This window comes from Leisingera sp. ABM4_060 (assembly GCF_056158765.1).
The window spans coordinates 779,882-801,385 of sequence record NZ_JBSWTX010000001.1 but is presented as its reverse complement, the minus strand read 5'-3'; the positions used below and the strand labels follow the sequence as shown (position 1 = coordinate 801,385).

The 21,504-nt window shown below is 63.0% G+C and carries 20 protein-coding genes; 8 read left to right on the top strand and 12 right to left on the bottom strand.

All coding sequences use genetic code 11. The features are described from left to right. Window positions 1-33 precede the first annotated feature (33 nt). From ACXAEH_RS03990 to ACXAEH_RS03965, 6 genes are all read right to left on the bottom strand, one after another. Window positions 34-477 carry a hypothetical protein gene (locus ACXAEH_RS03990; protein ID WP_475031188.1) on the bottom strand — a complete coding sequence of 148 codons (444 nt, stop codon included), beginning with the start codon at window positions 475-477 and terminating at the stop codon, window positions 34-36. Window positions 478-781: 304 nt separating this feature from the next. Further along, the gene (locus ACXAEH_RS03985) at window positions 782-1,207 is read right to left on the bottom strand and encodes a hypothetical protein (RefSeq protein WP_475031187.1); all 426 of its coding nucleotides are present in this window, start codon (window positions 1,205-1,207) and stop codon (window positions 782-784) included. Window positions 1,208-1,315: 108 nt separating this feature from the next. Further along, window positions 1,316-1,882, bottom strand: a complete 567-nt coding sequence (locus tag ACXAEH_RS03980) for a sarcosine oxidase subunit gamma (RefSeq protein WP_475031186.1) — start codon at window positions 1,880-1,882, stop codon at window positions 1,316-1,318. Next, entirely contained in the window at window positions 1,875-4,907 is a 3,033-nt protein-coding gene (locus ACXAEH_RS03975) for a sarcosine oxidase subunit alpha family protein (RefSeq protein ID WP_475031185.1), read from the bottom strand. The genes ACXAEH_RS03980 and ACXAEH_RS03975 overlap by 8 nt, the downstream gene beginning before the upstream one ends. Before the next feature lie 49 nt (window positions 4,908-4,956). Next, complete coding sequence (locus ACXAEH_RS03970; protein ID WP_039166089.1) at window positions 4,957-5,298, bottom strand: sarcosine oxidase subunit delta; 342 nt, start codon at window positions 5,296-5,298, stop codon at window positions 4,957-4,959. A 240-nt stretch (window positions 5,299-5,538) separates the two neighbouring features. Beyond that, window positions 5,539-6,783 (bottom strand): sarcosine oxidase subunit beta family protein, encoded by a 1,245-nt coding sequence (locus ACXAEH_RS03965; RefSeq protein WP_019295425.1) that lies wholly within the window; start codon window positions 6,781-6,783, stop codon window positions 5,539-5,541. Between the two features lie 198 nt (window positions 6,784-6,981). On the opposite strand from ACXAEH_RS03965, the gene ccmI reads away from it, so the two are divergent. From ccmI to ACXAEH_RS03945, 4 genes are all read left to right on the top strand, one after another. Then, entirely contained in the window at window positions 6,982-8,220 is a 1,239-nt protein-coding gene (gene ccmI, locus ACXAEH_RS03960; RefSeq protein ID WP_475031184.1) for a c-type cytochrome biogenesis protein CcmI, read from the top strand. Continuing rightward, window positions 8,217-8,690 (top strand): Holliday junction resolvase RuvX, encoded by a 474-nt coding sequence (gene ruvX, locus ACXAEH_RS03955; protein WP_475031183.1) that lies wholly within the window; start codon window positions 8,217-8,219, stop codon window positions 8,688-8,690. Before ccmI ends, ruvX begins: the two co-directional genes overlap by 4 nt. Before the next feature lie 3 nt (window positions 8,691-8,693). Then, the gene (locus ACXAEH_RS03950) at window positions 8,694-8,927 is read left to right on the top strand and encodes a DUF1289 domain-containing protein (RefSeq protein WP_475031182.1); all 234 of its coding nucleotides are present in this window, start codon (window positions 8,694-8,696) and stop codon (window positions 8,925-8,927) included. A gap of 263 nt (window positions 8,928-9,190) precedes the next feature. Beyond that, window positions 9,191-9,871, top strand: a complete 681-nt coding sequence (locus ACXAEH_RS03945; RefSeq protein WP_475031181.1) for a hypothetical protein — start codon at window positions 9,191-9,193, stop codon at window positions 9,869-9,871. Window positions 9,872-9,883: 12 nt separating this feature from the next. Here ACXAEH_RS03945 and ACXAEH_RS03940 read toward each other — a convergent pair whose 3' ends face one another. The 6 genes from ACXAEH_RS03940 to ACXAEH_RS03915 all read right to left on the bottom strand — a co-directional run bounded on the left by ACXAEH_RS03940 (window position 9,884) and on the right by ACXAEH_RS03915 (window position 16,085). Then, window positions 9,884-10,696: a phytanoyl-CoA dioxygenase family protein gene (locus ACXAEH_RS03940; RefSeq protein WP_475031180.1), complete on the bottom strand. Its 813-nt coding sequence runs from the start codon at window positions 10,694-10,696 to the stop codon at window positions 9,884-9,886. Then, window positions 10,696-11,550, bottom strand: coding sequence for a sulfite exporter TauE/SafE family protein (locus tag ACXAEH_RS03935; protein WP_475031179.1), 855 nt, complete (start codon window positions 11,548-11,550; stop codon window positions 10,696-10,698). Before ACXAEH_RS03935 ends, ACXAEH_RS03940 begins: the two co-directional genes overlap by 1 nt. Before the next feature lie 87 nt (window positions 11,551-11,637). Next, entirely contained in the window at window positions 11,638-12,639 is a 1,002-nt protein-coding gene (gene dusA / locus ACXAEH_RS03930; protein WP_475031178.1) for a tRNA dihydrouridine(20/20a) synthase DusA, read from the bottom strand. A 247-nt stretch (window positions 12,640-12,886) separates the two neighbouring features. Further along, the gene (locus tag ACXAEH_RS03925) at window positions 12,887-14,290 is read right to left on the bottom strand and encodes a TRAP transporter large permease (RefSeq protein ID WP_475031177.1); all 1,404 of its coding nucleotides are present in this window, start codon (window positions 14,288-14,290) and stop codon (window positions 12,887-12,889) included. Window positions 14,291-14,295: 5 nt separating this feature from the next. Further along, window positions 14,296-14,946, bottom strand: a complete 651-nt coding sequence (locus tag ACXAEH_RS03920; protein WP_475031176.1) for a TRAP transporter small permease subunit — start codon at window positions 14,944-14,946, stop codon at window positions 14,296-14,298. A 122-nt stretch (window positions 14,947-15,068) separates the two neighbouring features. Continuing rightward, entirely contained in the window at window positions 15,069-16,085 is a 1,017-nt protein-coding gene (locus tag ACXAEH_RS03915) for a C4-dicarboxylate TRAP transporter substrate-binding protein (protein ID WP_475031175.1), read from the bottom strand. 505 nt (window positions 16,086-16,590) lie between these two features. On the opposite strand from ACXAEH_RS03915, the gene acs reads away from it, so the two are divergent. From acs to ACXAEH_RS03895, 4 genes are all read left to right on the top strand, one after another. Next, the gene (gene acs / locus ACXAEH_RS03910) at window positions 16,591-18,552 is read left to right on the top strand and encodes an acetate--CoA ligase (RefSeq protein WP_475031174.1); all 1,962 of its coding nucleotides are present in this window, start codon (window positions 16,591-16,593) and stop codon (window positions 18,550-18,552) included. A 6-nt stretch (window positions 18,553-18,558) separates the two neighbouring features. Then, complete coding sequence (locus tag ACXAEH_RS03905) at window positions 18,559-19,242, top strand: adenylate kinase (RefSeq protein ID WP_475031173.1); 684 nt, start codon at window positions 18,559-18,561, stop codon at window positions 19,240-19,242. A gap of 187 nt (window positions 19,243-19,429) precedes the next feature. Continuing rightward, window positions 19,430-19,714, top strand: coding sequence for a DUF4212 domain-containing protein (locus ACXAEH_RS03900; RefSeq protein WP_475031172.1), 285 nt, complete (start codon window positions 19,430-19,432; stop codon window positions 19,712-19,714). Window position 19,715: 1 nt separating this feature from the next. Continuing rightward, window positions 19,716-21,500 (top strand): sodium:solute symporter family protein, encoded by a 1,785-nt coding sequence (locus ACXAEH_RS03895; RefSeq protein WP_475031171.1) that lies wholly within the window; start codon window positions 19,716-19,718, stop codon window positions 21,498-21,500. Window positions 21,501-21,504: the final 4 nt, after the last annotated feature.

Below are 21,504 nucleotides of genomic sequence, written 5' to 3'. Positions count from 1 at the left end.
TTCAACGGGTCCGGCGGCGCTCTTGCAGCAGGGTCAATCCAAGGCCGCGTCGATCCGCGCCAGCTGCGACAGGCTGCGGTGCCTCCGGCAGGTCCCTGACCCGCGCGGCAGCTGCCCGCCTTCCACGAGACGGATGGATTGAATGCTCATTTTCAGGTTTGCCGTATTCAGAACCGCCCGGAACCGCGGTTCTGCCTGGCCGTTTTCAGCGGCAACCGCCAGACCGGGCAGCGACCAGCTGAGCGCGTAGGTCGTGCCGCTGCGCTTTGCGACCCTGGCAGGAACCGTGACACCAAACGCCGCATCCTCAACCTTGGCGGTTGAAAAATCCTCTGCGAAATGCACGGAAATGCGGCTGGGTATCCAGGAGGCGCCGGACAGCGGTTTCAAATCGCAGCTGAAGCTGGTGCCGACCATCGCCGCCGCGCCGGCAAGCGTAAAAACCAATGCCAGAAACCCGCATTTCGGCACACCCATCTGCCGCCCCCCAAAACCATCTCACAGGGCTGCCTCCCAGGCCGGGTAACAGCCGCAAAATCAATCAGTTGCATTCACTGCAAAGGTCTTTCTCCGGATCCTGCGCCAGCGGAAAATGCGGCGCTCCGGATGTCTTGGGCCACCGTAAATGACGCACCATGGCGTCACAAGCAAAAAGCGAGTAATAATTTTATTAAACACCCAAGGCAATGCATGGGCGCGCTGCGCCGCAGCATGGCATCATCTTCTGCGGGTCCGAAGGGGCCGGGCCGGACGGCCGGCGATCCGGAACACCAGGAAAACCCTATCCGGCGTTAAGGCTGCATTTCCCGATACCGCGCGGTTCAGGCCCGTGCATTCCCGGGAACAGGACATCCATGAACAGCTTGTTCTTCTTGAAGTTAAACATTGCCTCATAAAACACATTGCCACGATGGGTGTTCTTCCAGCGCGGCACGTCTTCCAGAGTCCAGAAAAGCTTCACTGTTGCAGCAGAGCGAGGTTTCACAGTTACGTCTATTGGCCCGCCGTACCGTTTGCCAATCAACCGGTCGTGGACCTTCGCCGTGGCCCGGCTGTCCCCGAACTCAACCGTAATGGTCTCAGGGATCCACTGCTCAAGCACTGGCGCATATGTTGTCACGTCGCAAACGAATGTTTCTTTTGCCTGCGCGGCCTGCGCTCCAAGTACAAGAGCAGCAGCAGCCGAAAGTACTTTAAAGGTCTTCACCTTAAACTCCTAAAATCAGTCCGCAATTCAGCCCAGCCGGCCGCCAGGCACAAAAAAACGCCCCTTGCTCGGCAAGGGGCGTTCAAATAGCTAGCTTCAAGTCAGGGTTTAGTAAACACCAACTTTCGACTGCGGGTGGGCGGCGGTGCTCAGCAGTTTGAACACATACTCCCCGACCGAGCGGAAGCAGACGATATAGAAACTGCCGTCTTCGTTCAGCCAGAAGGCACCGGCCACCTGCGCCAGGCGCGAGCGGCGGAACTGGCCAGGAACAAAGGCCGCGCCGTCAAAGTCCACCGGGCTCACCTTGCCCAGCACCTCGCGCGCGCCCTCGCCCGACAGGCGGAAGAAGGCACGGGCGTCGGATACGTTCACCGCCAGCGCGTGCTCGCCCTTCAGTGCCTCGGACACCTCGGCGGTTTTGGCAACCGCGTCCTCGTAAGGCACCAGCAGCAGCAGCTCGTCGGTGGACATCCAGGCAACGGCGCCGTTTTCGGCAACATTGACAGAGCCCTGAGCCGGAACCTCAGCGCCGGTGGCGGCTTTGACAGCCGCCTTCAGCGCCGATGACCCCAGATCGCCGCGCAGGGTGATCATCCCCTGCAGGCCGGCATCTTCGACCTTGGCCAGCCCGGTATACTGGGCGCCGTTCAGTACGGAAACAGCCTTAGACATTCTGCTTCTCTCCATCCTTGTCGTAGAAGACCGGGTCAACGATCTTGGCTTTGTAAGTCTTGCCGTCAGTGCCCGGGAACTCGATCACTTCGCCCATCCGCTTGGGACCGTGCTTGACCAGGCCCATGGCGATGCCCTTGTTCAGGGTGGCGGAGAAGTAAGTCGAGGTGACCCGGCCGATCATGTTGCGCTGGCCGTTGGCGTTGACGCCTTCACCCACCGCATAGGCGCCGTCGGGCAGCACGGAACCGTCGACGGTTTCCAGGCCAACCAGCTGCCAGCGCTCCGGATCGACCATGTGCGAGCGCGCCTGCGCGCGTTTGCCCAGATAGTCTTCCTTCTTCTTCGACAGCGCCCAGTTCAGCCCCAGATCCTGCGGGATCACAGTGCCATCGGTTTCGTCGCCGATCATGATAAAGCCCTTCTCGGCGCGCAGAATGTGCAGGGTCTCGGTGCCATAAGGCATGACACCGAATTCCTTGCCTGCTTCCATCAGCGCATCCCAGAACGCCTGACCCTCAGAGGCCGCAACCGCGATCTCATAGGACAGCTCGCCCGAGAAGGAGATCCGGTAAGCACGCGCGTCAAACCCGCCGATCTTGCCGTCACGCCATTCCATAAAGGGCAGCGCCTCTTTCGAGACATCCATGCCGCCGCCGGCTGCCGCGTTCAGCTTTTCCAGCACCTTGCGGGCGTTAGGGCCGACCACAGCCACTTGCGCATACTGCTCGGTCACGTTGGCAACATAGACTTTCCAGTCCCACCATTCGGTCTGCAGCCATTCTTCCATCCAGCCGTGGATGCGCTCGGCGCCGCCGGTGGTGGTGTGGCACAGCCAGGTGTCCTCGTCGATGCGGGCAACCACACCGTCGTCCATCAAAAAGCCGTTCTCGGTGCACATCAGGCCATAGCGGCATTTGCCGATCTTCAGCGTCGACATCATGTTGGTGTACATCATGTCCAGGAACTTGCCTGCGTCGGGGCCCTTGACCACCAGCTTACCCAGGGTCGAAGCATCCAGCAGGCCCAGGTTTTCGCGGGTGTTCTTCACCTCGCGGTTCACCGCGGCATGACGGTCCTCGCCCGGGCGGGTGATGGCGAACGGGCGGCGCCACTGGCCGACCGGTTCCCAATCCGCGCCGTTCCGGTCCATCCAGTCTGCAATCGGTGTCTTGCGCACCGGCTGGAAGATCTCGGCCCGTGCCTCACCGGCGATCGCGCCCAGCGAGATCGGGTGGTAGGGCGGACGGAAGGTGGTGGTGCCCACCTGCGGGATTTCCGAGTTCAGGCTGTCGGCCAGAATGGCCAGACCGTTGATGTTGGACAGTTTGCCCTGGTCGGTGGCCATGCCCAGCGTGGTGTAACGCTTGGTGTGCTCGACGCTTTCATAGCCTTCGCGGGCTGCCAGCTGCACGTCCGACACTTTCACGTCGTTCTGATAATCCAGCCAGGACTTCATGCGCAGCTTGATGTCCGCCTTGGCCGGCATCAGCCAGACCGCTTCCATCTGCACTTCCGCCTCGGACTCGCCTTTGGCAGCCGCCACGGTTTTCGCCGGGAAGCCAGCCTCTTCGGCCGCCTTGGCACCAGCTGCCGCTGCGTCTTCCAGCAGCGCGCCCAGGCCGAATTCGCCGTTGGCGCTACCCGCCGGAACCACAAAGCCGGTTCCGTCATGGCCCAGCGGCGGACGGGAGGCATCGGGGCGGAAGTTGGCGTTTTTCTCGTCCCAGATCAGCTTGCCGCCGCAGTGGGACCACAGGTGCACCACCGGCGACCAGCCGCCGGACATGGCAACTGCGTCGGCCTGCACGGTCTCGCGGGCACCGCCTTCACCGTTCTGGGCGCAAATGGAGACCTCGGTCACGCATTTGCCGTCCTTCACCTTGGCGATGGCCCGGCCCAGCTCGACACGGATACCCTTCTCGCGGACTGCTTCCATCAGCGCGCCGCCGCCGGTTTCGCGGGTGTCGACCACGCGGACCACTTCGACGCCTGCGTCATGCAGCACCAGCGCGGTGCGGTAGGCGTCGTCATTGTTGGTGGCAACCACAACCTTCTGGCCCGGGTTGATGCCCCAGTTGACCACATAGTCGCGCATCGAGGCCGCCAGCATGACGCCGGGAACATCGTTGCCTGCAAAGGACAGCGGACGCTCAATCGCACCGGTTGCGGTGACGATACGGGTTGCACGGATCCGCCACAGCCGGTGGCGCGGGCCGCCCTGGCCCGGCGCGTGGTCGGTCAGGCGCTCATAGCCCAGGGCATAACCATGGTCATAGACGCCCGAGCCCATGCAGCGGTCGCGCAAGGTGACGTTGTCCATTTCGCGCAGCTCGGCCAGGGTCTTTTCGATCCAGGCTTCGGGCGCTTCACCGTCGATGGTGCCGCCGTCGACCGGCGCGCGGCCGCCCCAGTGGCTGTTCTGCTCCAGCACCAGAACCTTGGCGCCGGTTGCCGCAGCGGCCTTGGCCGCCTGCAGGCCGGCAACGCCGCCGCCGATGACCAGCACATCTGCGAAGAAGTAGAAGTGCTCGTAGGTGTCGGCGTCCTTCAGTTCCTTGTCGGGGGCAGCGCCCAGACCGGCGGACTTCCGGATGATCGGCTCATAGACGTGCTTCCACAGCGGACGCGGGTGGATGAACATCTTGTAGTAAAAGCCGGCGGTCAGGAAACGGCTCAGCTTGTTGTTCACCGCCAGAACGTCGAACTCCAGGCTCGGCCAGTGGTTCTGCGACTGCGCGGTCAGACCCGAGAACAGCTCGGTGGTGGTGGCGCGCTGGTTCGGCTCGTAACGGTCGCCCACGCCCAGCTGCATCAGCGCATTGGGCTCTTCCGACCCCGACGCCACGACGCCGCGCGGACGGTGGTATTTGAACGACCGGCCCATCATCACCTGGCCGTTGGCCAAGAGTGCGGATGCCAGAGTATCGCCGGCATAGCCCTTCATGGACTTGCCGTTGAAGGTGAAGTCGATCTGTTTGGAGCGGTCGATCAGCCGGCCCTGATTGGCGAGACGCGTGCTCATGTGCTCAGACCTTTCAAAAGAAAAGCGGGTGTTTCAGTCAGGCGGAGGATCATTTCTGCTCGTCCGCAAATTCACGCCAGGTCCAGCCCGGCCGCTTGGCAGCGATCTTGTCGATGATCTCCTGCGTCGGCACCGAGGTCTGGGCCGTGTAGGTGCCAAAAACCTCCAGCGTGGTGGTGCAGCGCGCGGCGTGGAACCACTTGCCGCAGCCGTTGGCATGGCGCCAGCGTTCAAAGTGAACGCCTTTAGGGTTTTCGCGCATGAACAGGTAGTCATGGAACTCATCATCCGAGGAGCCGGGGCCAAAGCGCTTCAGATGCGCTTCGCCGCCCGCGGCCAGTTCGGTTTCTTCGGCTTTGACGCCGCAGTAGGGACATTCAAGGATCAGCATAGGCAGAACCTCCAGCTTGAATTTTCAACGCGGCAACCCAAAGTGAATCTCATGTTTGCTTTGATTCTCATTGCGGTAGCTGCAGTATTTCTTCTTGTCGCTTTCTTCGATTGGCGCCGGGATGAACGCATTAACCCGGCTGGCAAGTTCAAGGGCCCCGCGCCCGTCAGATTTGTGAAACACGTTTTGTGCCTCATGTTCGACGGTGTGGCGAGCGGCCCTTGACCGGCCGCGCCCGCGTCAGTGGGCCACGCCCGCAGCAACGCTTTCGTCGATGAATTTGCCTTCTTTGAAGCGGTTGATCGAGAACTCCTCGGTCAGCGGCGAGTGGCCGGTGGCCATCAGCTCTGCCATCGCCCAGCCAGAACCCGGGATCGACTTAAAGCCGCCGGTGCCCCAGCCGCAGTTGATGAAGCAGTTCTGAACCGGGGTCTTGGAGATGATCGGCGAGCGGTCGCCGGTCACATCCACGATGCCGCCCCACTGGCGCAGCATCTTCAGGCGGCTGACCATCGGGAAGGTCTCAACAAGCGCGCGCACGGTTTCTTCGATATGATGGAAAGAACCGCGCTGGGTGTAGTTGTTGAACCCGTCGGTGCCGCCGCCAATCACCATCTCGCCCTTGTCCGACTGGGACATGTAGCCGTGCACGGTGTTGGCCATCACAACCACATCCATGCAGGGTTTGATCGGCTCAGACACCATCGCCTGCAGCGCCACGGATTCCATCGGCAGACGGAAGCCCGCCATTTCCGACAGAACGGAGGCGTTGCCGGCAACGATCATGCCGATCTTGTCGCAATCGATCGGGCCTTTGGTGGTGTCGACACCAACGGTGCGGCCGTTCTCGGTGCGCACGCCGGTGACTTCGCACTTCTGGATGATGTCCATGCCCATATCGGAACAGGCACGCGCATAGCCCCAGGCCACAGCGTCGTGACGCGCAGTACCGCCGCGTTCCTGATAGAGGCCGCCGAGCACCGGGTAACGCGGGCCGTGCAGGTTGATGATCGGCACGATCTCTTTCACCCGCTCCGGAGTGATCCATTCGGTCTGCACACCCTGCTGCTGGTTGGCATGCGCAGTGCGCTTGTAGCCGCGGATCTCATGCTCGGTCTGCGCCAGCATGATCACGCCGCGCGGGCTGAACATCACGTTGTAGTTCAGATCCTGCGACATGGTCTCATAAAGGCTGCGCGCCTTTTCATAGATCGCAGCCGAGGGATCCTGCAGGTAGTTCGAGCGGATGATGGTGGTGTTCCGGCCCGTATTGCCGCCGCCAAGCCAGCCTTTCTCGATAATTGCGACATTGGTAATGCCGAAGTTCTTGCCCAGGTAGTAGGCAGTGGCAAGGCCATGCCCGCCCGCACCCACGATGACGACATCGTAGTGGCGTTTGGGTTCCGGCGAGCGCCAGGCGCGCTCCCATCCGGTGTGATAGCGCAGGGCTTCCCGCGCAACAGCAAAGACTGAATAGCGTTTCATGAGCGAATCCGATGGTTCGTGTCTGCTAGCGGGTATGCCCTAAACGCATGGGCTACCCGTGCCGTTTATCGTCCCCTTTCTGCGTTATTGCGACATATCTTAATGACGCATTGCGGCATGTCTCGCGACGGCGCGGCAGTTTGGCCCTTTTGTTCGGCTGCCCCCGCATATAGATGAAAACCAAACTACGGAGACGGCATGGTTTTCTGGACAGTCACCGCCCTAATCGCCTTTGCAGCAGCGCTGCTGCTGGCAATGATCATCATTCGCGCCCGCGAGCAAGGCGAACCTGCCGCGGCCTACGACCTGCGCGTCTACCGCCAGCAATTGCGCGAAGTGGACAAGGACCTGGCCCGCGGCGTGATCAATGAAGGGGACGCCGAGCGCATCCGCACCGAAATCTCGCGCCGCATCCTGGCCGCCGACGCACAGCTGCAAAAACGCAAGACCGGCCCCGCCCAGCCGCAAGCCCTGTCGCTGGGCTTTGCCATTGCCACTGCGCTGCTGATCACCGGCGGCACCCTGGGGGTCTACTGGCAGCTTGGCGCCCCGGGTTATGGCGATCTGGGCCTTCAGGACCGTATCCGCCTGGCAGGCGAGCGCGCCGAAAACCGCCCCTCGCAAACCGAGGCCGAAGCCGAGGTGCCCGCGCTGCCCAAGCCCCAGGTCGAAGAAGGCTACATCCAGCTGGTCGAACAACTGCGCAAGACCGCAGGCGAACGCAAAGATGATCCCCAGGGGCAGGCCCTGCTGGCCCAGCACGAGGCCAACCTCGGCAATTTCCAGGCTGCCTATCAGGCCAAGGAAAATTACATCCGCCTGGCAGAGGGCCAGGTCAACGCCCGCGACTTCACCGAACTGGCCGAGCTCCGGATCATGGCGACCGGCGGCTACGTCTCGCCGCAAGCCCAGACCGACTTGCAAAAAGCCCTGGCCATCGACCCCGCCCACGGCCCCGCGCGGTATTACTGGGGCCTGATGCTCGGCCAGATCGGCCGCCCGGATCTCGCCTACCGTGAATGGGCCGCAGCCCTGCGCGCAGGCCCCGCGGACGCGCCATGGGTCCAGGGCATCCAGGGCCAGATCGAGGAAATGGCCTTCCGCGCCGGCGTCCAGCACCAGCCCATCGCGCCCGGCGGCGCCAGCCCTGCCGCCCTGCCCGGCCCCAGCGCTGAGGACATGGAAGGCGCGGCAGAGCTGACGGCAGACGAGCAGCAGGAAATGATCCGCGGCATGGTCACCCGCCTGTCGGACCGGCTGGCAACCGAAGGCGGCAGCGCCGAGGAATGGGCCCGCCTGATCGGTGCCCTGTCGGTTCTGGGCGAGACCGAGCGCGCCCGCACCGTCTATGACGAGGCCCGCGGCGCGTTCGAGGCAGACGCAGAGGCGCTGGCACTGCTGGAAACCATCGCCGCCCAGGCAGGACTGACAGAATGATCCATGACGCGTTTGAAGACTTCGCCGCCGCCCTGCCGCCGATGAACGCGCTGATGGGGCTGGACCTGGGCACCAAGACCATCGGCGTTGCCGTCTCCGACCGCATCGGCGCGGTGGCGACACCATTGGAGACCGTCAAGCGCAAGAAGTTCTCGCTTGATGCCGCGCGCCTGCTGGAAATCATCCAGCAGCGCGACATCAGCGGCATCCTCCTCGGCCTGCCCCGCAATATGGACGGCACCGAGGGCCCCCGCTGCCAATCCACCCGCGCCTTTGCCCGCAATCTGGCCCAGCTCACCGATCTGCCGATCTCCTTCTGGGACGAGCGCCTCAGCACCGTGGCGGCAGAAAAAGCGCTTCTTGAGGCAGATACGACACGCAAACGCCGCGCAGAGGTTATCGACCACGTCGCGGCCTCCTATATCTTGCAAGGCGCATTGGACCGGATGCGGCATTTGAAGAACGGATGAATGATGACTGACGACGTATGGAAACGGGACGAAATCCAAAGCCCCTGCATCAAGATCTGCGTCGTCCACCCCGAGGCGCGCATCTGCACCGGCTGCTACCGCTCCATCGACGAAATCCGCGACTGGTCCAAAATGACCAATGATGAGCGCGCGGAGATCATGGACGCCCTCCCCGCCCGCGCCAGCAAACTCGTCAAGCGCCGCGGCGGCCGCGGCGCAAGGTTAAAACGCAGCTGAGCATGTCGCTCAAAAGTGGGAACCGGTTTTGAGCTTCTCGGACATGCGCAATTATTAACGCAGCGCGCGGCAGGGTAAGGCTCTGTAAATCATGCGGAATAAGTGCTGACCCAATGTTTCGCGCGCGAAACATTCAGGTAGAATTGCTGACCTATTTCACGCGTACTCCCGCGCGTGTTCAAAGAAAAACACGAGCCTTTGCACTTGTCTCATCAAGGCAGTAACGTTCCGAGGAAATTCTACCTTACACTTCTGGTATTCCTTTGACGAACCCTGAAAACCCTGACGAGCGCTATTACTTCGAAATCTGGAGTGGCCCGGCCAAACCGATGGAGGACAGAAATCCCAGTATTGCCTATTGTGAGAACCACAACGGCGACTTTGACTATGGCCTCGCTGCAACTGATTTCGAGATGGCTGCAGAAGCTCTAATTGGAGTGCAGCTAAGCCAACCTGTAGTTGGTAATTGGACTGCACCGGTGCTCCACTTAATCCGGCAGACACTCGAACTAAAGCTGAAAGAATTAATTGAAACAATTGGGTGGAGAACAAAAAGCCAAAAATCCCCAATGAAGCATGGTCACAGTCTAGACAAATTGTGGTCGCAAGGCCGACAATGGTTAGTGGACAATGGATACCAACTAGAACTTGACGCTAGGCTAAAGAACACAGATGGCCTGATCGAAAACCTTCATGCGATCGACCCTACAGGTGACCTGTTTCGTTTTGGAACCTCTCTCAAAACAGCTTTTGGGCGCGAAAAGAGCTCGGACCGCGTAGGATACAATCAGGAAATGCTTTTTTCCGAATTCAAAGACGCTTGTGGGTGTCTAAACCATTGGACCGGCGTGCTCATGCGAGAAATCATTCAAGCTGAGCAAGGTTGGACGCAAGACCCATACTTCGACAAAGACGATTTTCCCAAGATTAACGCTGCAACTTAAAGTACCCGCAGCCTACCCCTCCGCCAGCCACCCTTTGGTCCAATCCGCCAGCTCAGGCCGGAAATAGGCAATCATCCGCCCCTCTTCCGGCGCGCTTGCCCCCTCGCCCCAGGGCGCAACCCCGTGCAGGCACAGCCGGTGCATCAGGTAGGACTCGCCCGGCTTGGCGGGCACGGTGATCCGCGGGCAGGTCTCGAACACCTCTGCGCGGGCGGCGGTATAGGCATCGGTCACATCCACATCCGCCCAATCTTCCTGCGGCACGCCCTCGAATGCGGCGGCAAAGGCGCGGCGCATGATCCTGTGGCTGCCTTCCCAGATCACCAGCGGCGAGGCATCGGGGCTGCTGTCGTTCAGCGGAATGCCTAGCACCCAAGCATGCGGCTCCTCCACCTTGCGGCGGCGGTGCTCGCCGTACATCTTGACCCCGTCCACATGCGCCGCATCGCGCTTGACGCGGTAGCGGAAGGCGGCCTCGCCTTCACCCGGACGCGGCCGCGGATAGCCCGGAAAGACCGAGGACACCTGCGCCCGGTGCAACTCCGGGATGGGCCCGAGGTGCTGCGTGATGAACTCCACCGGCGCCCCACCCAGCGGCGGCCCGTCCGGCAGGCGCCCTGCGGCGTCATTCGGCAGGGCATCCACACCGATGAACCAGGTGCGCTCGCACTGGAACCACTCGGCACAGGCCGGATCATCCAGCGACCGGACCCCATGCTGCAGGGCATCCGCTGCCCAGGCGGCGATTAGCGGGTCCTGGCCAAAGCGCACCCAGCCCTTGTCCTGAAACTGTTCGAACTGCTCGTACTGCTTGTTCATTTTCATCAATATCCCAGCGCTTTACGCAGCATGTTAAGGGCGACCAGCACCAAAAACGCCCCGAACAGCCGCTTCAACGGCTTGGGGTCCATCGCATGGGCCAGCTTGACGCCGTAAGGAGCCGTGATCAGGGTCATCGCAATCACGATAAAGAACGCCACCAGGTTGACCGCACCGATGGTGAAAGGCGGCCGCGCGGCCGGGTCCACTTCCAGCAGCAGGAACCCCGCAACCGAAGGCACCGCGATGATCACGCCAAAGCCGGCGGCGGTGGCCACCGCCCGGTGCACCGCCACCCCGTGCAGGGTCATCAGCGGCACGCCGAAGCTGCCGCCGCCAATCCCCATCAGCACCGACAGGAAGCCGACCGCAGGCGACAGCGCCGCGCGCCTGCCGCCCTTGGGCATCGCCTCCGCCAGCCGCCACTCAGAGCGGCCCAGCCCCAGGTAACAGCCGATCACCAGTGCCAGCCCGCCGAACACGCCTTGCAGCACGCCAGAGCGCAGCGCCGAAGCCGCCAGCACGCCTACGATGGCGCCGGCAGCAATGCCGACCCCCCAGCCGCGCAGGATCTCCCAATCCACCGCGCCCTTCTTGTTGTGGCTCATGACAGAACGCACCGAGGTCACGATGATCGTCGCCAGCGATGTCGCCAGGCAGATCTGCATCAGCTGATCGCCGCCATAGCCAAGGGTCTGGAAGGCATAGAAGAACGCAGGCACCAGAACGATCCCGCCGCCAACACCCAGAAGCCCTGCCAAGACGCCGGCAAAGGCCCCGATCACAACCAGCAGCCCGCCCATCTGCATCAGCAGCGCAGGCTCCGGCCACAGGGCGGCTGTCACGGCGGGATCAGTCATGCGGGGCACCTCAGGCTTTTGCGTCACCGGCAAAGGGTTAGCTGCCGCCCAAAGGATGCACAAGCCACTAGCGTGTGAGGCGTTCCGTCACGCTGCGGCGCGGCTCTCCACCTGCGCCAGCGCCTCCAGCACCAGCTCCGGCCCGGCGCCCGCCCGGCAGGCGCCTTCGGACAGCATCCGCCGCCATTGCCGCGCGCCCGGCTTGCCCGCAAACAGCCCCAGCATGTGCCGGGTGATCTGGTTGAGCTTGGCGCCTTCGCCGAGACGCGCCTCGATATAGGGCAGCATCTGCTGCACCGCCGCGCCCGGCTCGCTGACCGCGCCAGTGCCATAAATCTCAGCATCCGCCGCACAGAGCACATCGGCAGGCTGGTGATAGGCCGCACGCCCCACCATCACCCCGTCCAGCCCGCGCTCCAGATGCGCCCTGGCCTCGTCCAGCGTGGCAATGCCGCCGTTGATGGAGATATGCAGATCCCCAAACGCCGCCTTCATCCGGTGCACCAGATCATAGTCCAAAGGCGGAATGTCCCGGTTCTCCTTCGGTGACAACCCCTGCAACCAGGCCTTGCGCGCGTGGATGGTCACACGTTTGCAGCCCGCCGCGCGGATCTTCTCCAGGAAATCCGGCAGCACCTCCTCCGGCTCCTGTTCATCAACGCCGATGCGGCATTTGACAGTGACTTCCACCTTCACCGCCTCGCGCATGGCAGCAACGCAATCGGCCACCAGCTCCGGTGTCTGCATCAGCACCGCGCCAAAGGCACCGGACTGCACCCGGTCGCTGGGGCAGCCGCAATTGAGGTTGATCTCGTCATAGCCCGCTTCCGCCCCCAGCCGCGCTGCCTCGGCCAGCTCTGCAGGGTCCGACCCGCCCAGCTGCAGCGCCACCGGATGCTCTTGCGGATTGAAGTCCAGCAAATGCAACGCCCCGCCCCGCACCAGCGCCGGCGCGGTCACCATCTCGGTATACAGCAGCGCCTCACGGCTCAGCAGCCGGTGCAGATAACGGCAGTGCCGGTCGGTCCAGTCCATCATCGGTGCCACGGAAAGGCGCGCGGCTTGGTGCAAGGGGGCAAAATCTGTCATGCCGCGCCATATAGGCCCTGCACGCCCGCCTGCCAAGCCGATCTGCTTCGGAGCCGCGTTCGCGTGAGCACGGACAGCCTGGGACAGGGGGCGGGATCAAGAGAAACCGCCGCGGGGCCCCGCCCAATGGCGGGGATACGGCTGTTTTGCTTGAGGCCGGCCGCTGGCGCTGGCAGGCAGGGATCATGTGAAGGCGGGTTTGAAGCCCGTATCTGCTTTGGAGAGCCCTGAGCGCTCTTCTCTTCCTCTACCCGGCCAAGGACGGCAGGTAGAGGACGATCCCCGGGAAGGCGACCAGCAGGGCAATGGTCACCCCGTCCGCAATGAAGAACGGCGTCACGCCGCGGAACACGTCCTGCACGCTCAGGTCATCGCGCACCCCGGCGACCACAAAGCAGTTGAGGCCGATGGGCGGGGTGATCAGGCAGAACTCGGCCATTTTCACCACCAGGATGCCGAACCAGATCGCGCACATGGTGCCGCTCATGCCAAAGGCGCTGTCTGCCGCCGCCACGCTCTCGCCGCCATTGAGCGCCATCACCGCCGGGTAGACCACCGGCAGCGTCAAGAGCAGCATGCCGATCGCATCCATGAACATCCCCAAGACCGCATAGGCCAGCAGGATGCAGATCAGGATCAGCATTGGCGACATCTCCAGCGAGGTGATCCAGTCCGAGAACGCCCCCGGCAGGTCGGCAAAGCCCAGGAACCGCACATAGATCAGCACCCCCCAGATGATGGTGAAAATCATCACAGTAAGCTTGGCGGTCTCCAAGAGCGCCGATTTCAGCTCTGCCCATTTCATGCCTTTAAAAACGGCCATGCAGAAGACCACAAAGGCGCCCAGGGCGCCGCCTTCGGTGGGGGTTCCCCAGGCATCGCCGCCAAAGGGGTTGTAGACAAAGCAGATGATGATCACGACGACAAAGATGATCGGCAAGGCCCCCGGCAGCGATGCAAACCGCTGGCCCCAGGTGAAGCCCTTGACCGGCGGGCCGACGGATTTGAAGATAACCGCGATGCCCACAATCAGCAGCCCGTAGATCACCGCCGAGAAGGCACCCGGGATAAAGCCGGCCAGCAACAGCTTGCCCACGTCCTGCTCCACGATGATGGCATAGATCACCAGAATGGCCGAGGGCGGGATCAAGGAGGCCAGCGTGCCGCCTGCCGCCACAACGCCTGCTGCAAACTGCTTGTTATAGCCGATCTGCAGCATCTCCGGGATCGCGATGCGGGCAAAGACAGCGGAGGTGGCAACCGACGCACCCGACACAGCCGCAAAACCCGCGGTGGCAAAGACGGTAGAGACCGCAAGCCCGCCGGGCAGCCAGGCGATCCAGCGCTTGGCGGCCTCGAACAGCGCCCGGGTCAAGCCTGCGTAATAGGCCAGGTAGCCGATCAGGATGAAGGTCGGAATGAGGCTGAGCGCCTGGCTGGAGACCTTTGAATGCGGCACCTGGCCCGCGATCTTGACCGAGACGGTCAGCGCCTTGCCAAACCGCGCCGGATCATAGCCGAACTTGGCCCAGAAGATCCACACCAGGCCGATGAGGCCCGCCAGGCCGGCGGCAAAGGCCACCCGCATCCCCAGCACCACCATCGCCAGCAGGCCGCCGGTGACCCACAGGCCGATTTCAATGGGTTCCATATATCTTACCCCTGCCCGCTGCCACTTGTGTCATGGCCTTCCAGCTGCTCGGCCTCTGCTGCCGCCTGCTCCGCCGCGCTCTGGATCAGCGGCACCGCCACCGGCGCCTCCAGCCCCAGCACAAGCGCGCGGCCATAGCCCCAGATCTGCAGCGAAAGCCGCAGCCCCAGCACCGCAAAGGCCACCGGCGCCAGCAGCTTGGCGGGCCAGATCGGCAGGCCGATGTCGATAGAGCTGTCGCGGCTCCACCAGGGTGCGGCAAAGTCAAAGGAGCGCAGGAAATGCGACCAGCTGCCCCAGACCAAAGCCGCGATCAGCACAAAGATCAGCAGCACTGAGACCAGCTCGAACAGCCACAGCGCCCGTCCCCGCAGCGCGCCGATGAAAATGTCCATGCGGATATGGGCGCCGTCGCGCTGCACGAATGCGATGCCCATGAAGGCGATCAGCGGCATGATCTGCTCGATCCAGTCCACGTAACCGGGCAAGGGCGCGTTCGCCGCATTGCGCCCGCCGACCGAGACCACCGCCAGGATCATCAGCGAGAACACCGCAATGCCGCTGAGCAGTGCCAGCACACGTTCCGCTTTCAGTAACCCCCGGTCCAGCCTGCTGATCAGGCTGCCGTCCTCCAGGACTGCTGCTCCTGCCGCCATTTTGTATTTCCCCAAACCGTGAGATAGAAAACTATCGCCCGGCTGAAAGGCCGGGCAGCGCCCGGCCTCCCCCACGGGAGGGCACTTCGCACCCACCCGAGGTCGGGCGCTGCCCTAGGTACTTAGCTGCCCGAGCGGTGATCGCTCAGCGTTTTCTGCACCAGATCATACAGCTCCTGCGCCGGCAGGCCTTGGGCGGTCATGTCCTCGATCCACTGGGCACGGATCGGGTCGGCGGCCACCTTGCGGAACTCGGCCAGCTCTGCGTCGGAAATGGTGACCTTCTCCACGCCCTTCTCGGCCAGCACGCTGTCCCATTTCGCAAGCAGCTCGCCATAGTTGGCCAGATAGTGATCAATCGCCTCAGCAATCGAGCTGTCCAATGCTTCGCGCTCCGCATCGCTCAGCGCGTCATAGGCATCGGTGTTCACCACCACCGGGCAGTTCACGGTGCCGGGGTTCAGGTTCGCGGTCCACCAGTCGGCGCGGTTGATGGTGCCAAAGGCCAGATGCGCGTGCTGAGCAAAGGCAACGGTGTCCACAACACCGGATTCCATTGCATTGTAAGCCTCCGTCGCGGTCACTGAGGTCGGCACCGCCCCCACGGCAGAGAACGCCTTGCCGATGCCGCCGGTGGCGCGCACCCGCATGTCCTTGAACTCACCCAGCTCGTCACGCGGCTCGCCGGTGCCGACAATATTGTACTGCGGCATCGGCGAGGTCATCAGCAGCTTGGCATTCCAGCGCGCCAGATCCGCCTGCACCGCCGGATGCGCATAGACCGCATTGGCCACGGCCACCTCTTCCTCCAGCGTGTTCACGCCCAGGAACGGCAGTTCCAGCACGGTGATCGAAGGGTTCTTGTCGCGGTGGTAGCCAGCGCAGAACTGCGCCATCTCGAAGGCGCCGATGGAGATTCCGTCGAGGTTCTCCTTGTTCTTGCTGAGGCCGCCATAGCTGATGTTCAGGGTGAACTCGCCGCCGGTCTTTTCACTGACCAGCTCGGCCAGTTTCTCCACATGCTCGGTAAAGGCGCGGCGCTTGCCCCACAGGGACACGTTCCATTCCGTCGCGGCAGCCTCGCCCGCCAATGCAACGCCCGCAGTTGCCGCAACAGCGGCAGTCAGAAATTTATTCATGATGTAACTCTCCCGAATTGCGCCCTTTTCCGCGTTGGCAGGGGCCAAGGGCGGGCGCTTGGGCGTCAGGCTAACGGCTTGCCCGCGCGCTGCCAACCCCCAGGGCGGAAAGGTTACGCAGCGACTCGCGCCAGGCGCGCAAGGCCGGGGCTGATGCTCCTGTTAAAGCGGCAGGTGGCACAATATGCCGCAGCGCGGCAGCAGCATGTTTCCGCCAACGGCGCGCACCCTGCCCGGTCCGGCTGCAACTGGCCCCGTAAAGCAGCCGCAAACGCATTTACAGGCAAGCCATTGATTTTGCGCAATCTGAAAATCAAAAACGTCATCAACTTTACAAAGGTGTAGCGCTCAGGGAAATTCGTTCACAAGCAAATGCTTAAAAACCCGCTGGTTATTCACAAATTTTCAGCCTGCTCTATTATCGGTTCGCAGGAGGAAACGGTTTGACAGCCGCGGCACAGCGTTGTCGTTTGTCTTGCCAATAAAATTTCTGGGAGGAAACCGCATGAACGCGCTGCACGCAGACGCTGTCTATCCGCCATCCGACGAAACCGTTGCCCGCGCGCATGTCAATGCCGCGAAATACCAGGAGATGTATGACGCCTCTCTGTCCGATCCCGAAGCATTCTGGGGCGAACAGGGCAAGCGCATCGACTGGATCAAGCCCTTCACCCAGGTGAAGGACGTGAATTACAACTTCGGCAATGTCTCGATCAACTGGTACGCCGACGGCACCCTGAACGTCTCGGCCAACTGCATCGACCGCCACCTGGAAACCCGCGGCGATCAGACCGCGATCATCTGGGAGCCGGACAGCCCCGAGGATGAGGCCCAGCATATCTCCTATAGGGAGCTGCACCGCCGCACCTGCCGGATGGCCAACATTCTGGAATCAATGGGCGTGCGCAAGGGCGACCGGGTTGTGATCTATCTGCCGATGATCCCCGAGGCGGCCTATGCCATGCTGGCTTGCGCCCGCATCGGCGCCATTCATTCCATCGTCTTTGCCGGCTTCTCCCCCGACGCGCTGGCGGCCCGTATCAACGGCTGCGACGCCAAGGTGCTGATCACCGCAGACGAAGCGCCGCGCGGCGGCCGCAACACGCCGCTGAAATCCAACGCCGACGCCGCCCTGCTGCACACCAAGGACAGCGTGAAATGCCTGGTGGTCAAACGCACCGGCGGCCAGACCACCTGGGTGGACGGGCGCGACTACGACTACAACGAGATGGCGCTGGAAGCGGATGACTACTGCGCCCCGGCCGAGATGAACGCCGAGGATCCGCTGTTCATCCTCTACACCTCCGGCTCCACCGGCCAGCCCAAGGGCGTGGTGCACACCACTGGCGGCTATCTCACCTATGCCGCGATGACCCATGAGATCACCTTTGATTACCATGACGGCGACATCTACTGGTGTACTGCCGACGTGGGCTGGGTGACCGGCCACAGCTATATCGTCTACGGGCCCTTGGCCAATGGCGCCACCACGCTGATGTTCGAAGGCGTGCCGACCTACCCCGATGCCTCGCGTTTCTGGCAGGTCTGCGAGAAGCATAAAGTCAACCAGTTCTACACCGCCCCCACCGCGATCCGGGCGCTGATGGGCCAGGGTCCTGAGTTCGTTGAGAAATGCGACCTCTCGGCACTGCGCACCCTGGGCACCGTGGGCGAGCCGATCAACCCGGAAGCCTGGACCTGGTACAATGAGGTAGTCGGCAAGGGCAAATGCCCGATCGTCGACACCTGGTGGCAGACCGAGACCGGCGGCCATCTGATGACCCCGCTGCCAGGGGCGCACGCGATGAAGCCGGGTGCGGCGATGAAACCCTTCTTCGGCATCCAGCCGGTGGTTCTGGACCCGCAGTCCGGTGTCGAGATCGAGGGCAACGGCGTCGAGGGCGTCCTGTGCATCAAGGACAGCTGGCCGGGCCAGATGCGCACCGTCTGGGGCGACCATGAGCGGTTCGAGAAAACCTATTTCTCCGACTACAAGGGCTACTACTTCACCGGCGACGGCTGCCGCCGCGACGAGGACGGCGATTACTGGATCACCGGCCGGGTCGATGACGTGATCAACGTCTCCGGCCACCGCATGGGCACGGCCGAGGTCGAAAGCGCCCTGGTTGCCCACGCCGCCGTGGCCGAGGCCGCCGTGGTCGGCTACCCGCATGAGATCAAGGGCCAGGGCATCTACTGCTATGTGACCCTGATGAACGACCGGGAGCCTTCGGATGAGCTGCGCAAGGAGCTGCGCACCTGGGTCCGCACCGAGATCGGCCCGATCGCCAGCCCGGACGTGATCCAGTGGGCGCCGGGCCTGCCGAAAACCCGCTCCGGCAAGATCATGCGCCGCATCCTGCGCAAGATCGCCGAGAACGACTTCGGCAGCTTGGGCGATACGTCGACCCTTGCCGATCCGTCGGTGGTCGAGGACCTGATCGAAAACCGCGCAAACAAGGGGTAAGCAGACATGAATATGGCAGTCCTCACCCGTCCCGCCGTGCTGATCCTGCTGGGGCCTCCGGGCGCCGGCAAGGGCACCCAGGCGCGGATGCTGGAGGAAAAATTCGGCTATGTGCAGCTGTCGACTGGCGATCTGCTGCGCGAAGCGGTTGCGGCTGGCACCCCCGCGGGCCTCGCCGCCAAGGCAGTGATGGAAGCGGGCCAGCTGGTCAGCGACGAGATCGTGATCAACATCCTGCGCGACCGCCTGGCGGAGCCCGATTGCACCAAAGGCGTGATCCTCGACGGCTTCCCCCGCACCACCGTACAGGCAGAGGCGCTTGACGATCTGCTGGCGGAAACCCAGCAGAAGATCAACGCTGCGATCAGCCTCGAGGTGGACGACGCCGCGATGGTCGAACGCATCTCCGGCCGCTACACCTGCGCAGGCTGCGGCGAGGGCTACCACGACAGCTTCAAGCAGCCCGCAGAGGCCGGCAAATGCGACAAATGCGGCAGCACCGAAATGAAGCGCCGTGCTGACGACAACGCCGAAACCGTTGCCAGCCGGCTGGAGGCCTATCACGCGCAGACCGCGCCGCTGATCGCCTACTACGGCGGCAAGGACGTGCTGAAGACAACAAATGCCATGGGCGACATCTCCGGTATCGCCCAGGACATGGCGGCCATCGTGACCGAGGCCACCAGCTAACCAACAAGAAACGGGGCCTGCCTGACCCGCAGGACCCCGTCCCCTGACATTGGAATACCCATCGGCACCGCCCTGGCGGACCGGAGGAGTCATGCCTGTACGCCCGTGAACCCGGCGGCAGGCAAATGGAGAGAGCTTGCCTGAGAACACTCGCAGGCAGGTTCAGGAGGAAGAAGGAGGAGCCGCCATGGCGGACCAAACCACAAACGCCGCAAAGGCCGCCGAAGCCGACAAGGGCTATTGGGCGGCCAATGTGCGCATCATTCTCGTCAGCCTGGTGATCTGGGCTGTTGTATCATTCGGCTTCGGCATCCTGCTGCGCCCTGCCCTGTCGGGCATCAGCGTCGGCGGCAGCGATCTAGGCTTCTGGTTCGCCCAGCAAGGCTCGATCCTGGTGTTCCTGGGGCTGATCTTTTTCTACGCGGTCCGCATGAACAAGCTGGACCGTGAATACGGCGTGGAGGAAGAATAAGATGGACCAGTTTACCATCAACCTGCTGTTTGTGGGCGCCTCCTTTGCGCTCTACATCGGCATCGCGATCTGGGCCCGCGCGGGCTCGACCTCGGAATTCTATGCCGCCGGCCGGGGCGTTCACCCCGTCACCAACGGCATGGCCACCGCGGCGGACTGGATGTCGGCGGCGTCTTTCATCTCGATGGCGGGCCTCATCGCCTTTACCGGCTATGACAACTCCACCTTCCTGATGGGCTGGACCGGCGGTTATGTGCTGCTGGCGCTGCTGCTGGCGCCCTACCTGCGCAAGTTCGGCAAGTACACCGTGTCCGAGTTCATCGGCGACCGGTTCTATTCCCCGACCGCGCGCGTGGTGGCTGTGATCTGCCTGATCGTTGCATCGACCACCTATGTGATCGGCCAGATGACCGGCGTCGGCGTGGCCTTTGGCCGCTTCCTGGAGGTCTCCAACACCGCAGGCCTGCTGATCGGCGCCTGTGTGGTCTTCGCCTACGCCGTGTTCGGCGGCATGAAGGGCGTGACCTACACCCAGGTTGCCCAGTACTGCGTTCTGATCACGGCCTACACCATTCCGGCAATCTTTATCTCGCTGCAGCTGACCGGCAACCCGGTCCCGGCCCTGGGCCTGTTCGGCGACCACGCTGCATCCGGCGAGCCGCTGCTGGCAAAACTGGACGCGATTGTGACCGAGCTGGGCTTCAAGGAGTACACGCTGCATCACGCCGACACGTTCAACATGGTGCTGTTCACCCTGTCGCTGATGATCGGCACCGCGGGCCTGCCCCACGTGATCATGCGCTTCTTCACCGTGCCGCGCGTGGCGGATGCCCGCTGGTCGGCCGGCTGGACCCTGGTGTTCATTGCGCTTCTGTACCTGACCGCTCCGGCCGTTGGCGCCATGGCCCGTCTGAACATCACCGAGATGATGTGGCCCAATGGCGGCATCGAAGGCGGTGCTGTGACCGTGCAGCAGATCGAAAACGATCCGCAGTACGACTGGATGGCCACCTGGCAGAAAACCGGCCTGCTCGCTTGGGAAGACAAGAACGGCGACGGTGCGATCCAGTACTACAACGACAAGAACCCCGATCTGCAGGAAACCGCGGCAGCCAACGGCTGGGCCGGCAATGAGCTGACCAAGTTCAACCGCGACATCCTGGTTCTGGCCAACCCTGAGATTGCCAACCTGCCGGGCTGGGTCATCGGCCTGGTGGCGGCTGGCGGCCTGGCGGCGGCACTGTCCACTGCGGCGGGTCTGCTGCTCGCGATCTCCTCGGCTGTGTCGCACGACCTGATCAAGGGCTCGATCAACCCGAACATCTCGGAAAAAGGCGAGCTGCTGTCGGCCCGTATCGCCATGGCCGTGGCCATCGCGGTGGCAACCTATCTGGGCCTGAACCCGCCGGGCTTTGCCGCACAGACCGTGGCGCTGGCCTTCGGCCTCGCAGCCGCCTCGATCTTCCCGGCGCTGATGATGGGCATCTTCACCAAGGTGAACAACAAGGGCGCAGTGGCCGGCATGCTGGCAGGCCTGATCGTCACCCTGGTCTACATCTTCCTGCACAAGGGCTGGCTGTTCATCCCGGGCACCAACTCCTTCACCGATGCAGACCCGCTGCTGGGCACCGTCAAATCCACCTCCTTTGGTGCGATCGGCGCAATGGTGAACTTTGCGGTGGCCTACTTCGTCTCCAAGTCGAGCGAAGCCATCCCGGCCGAGATCGAAGAGCTGGTCGAAAGCGTCCGCATCCCGCGCGGCGCCGGCGCCGCGCAGGACCACTAACCTC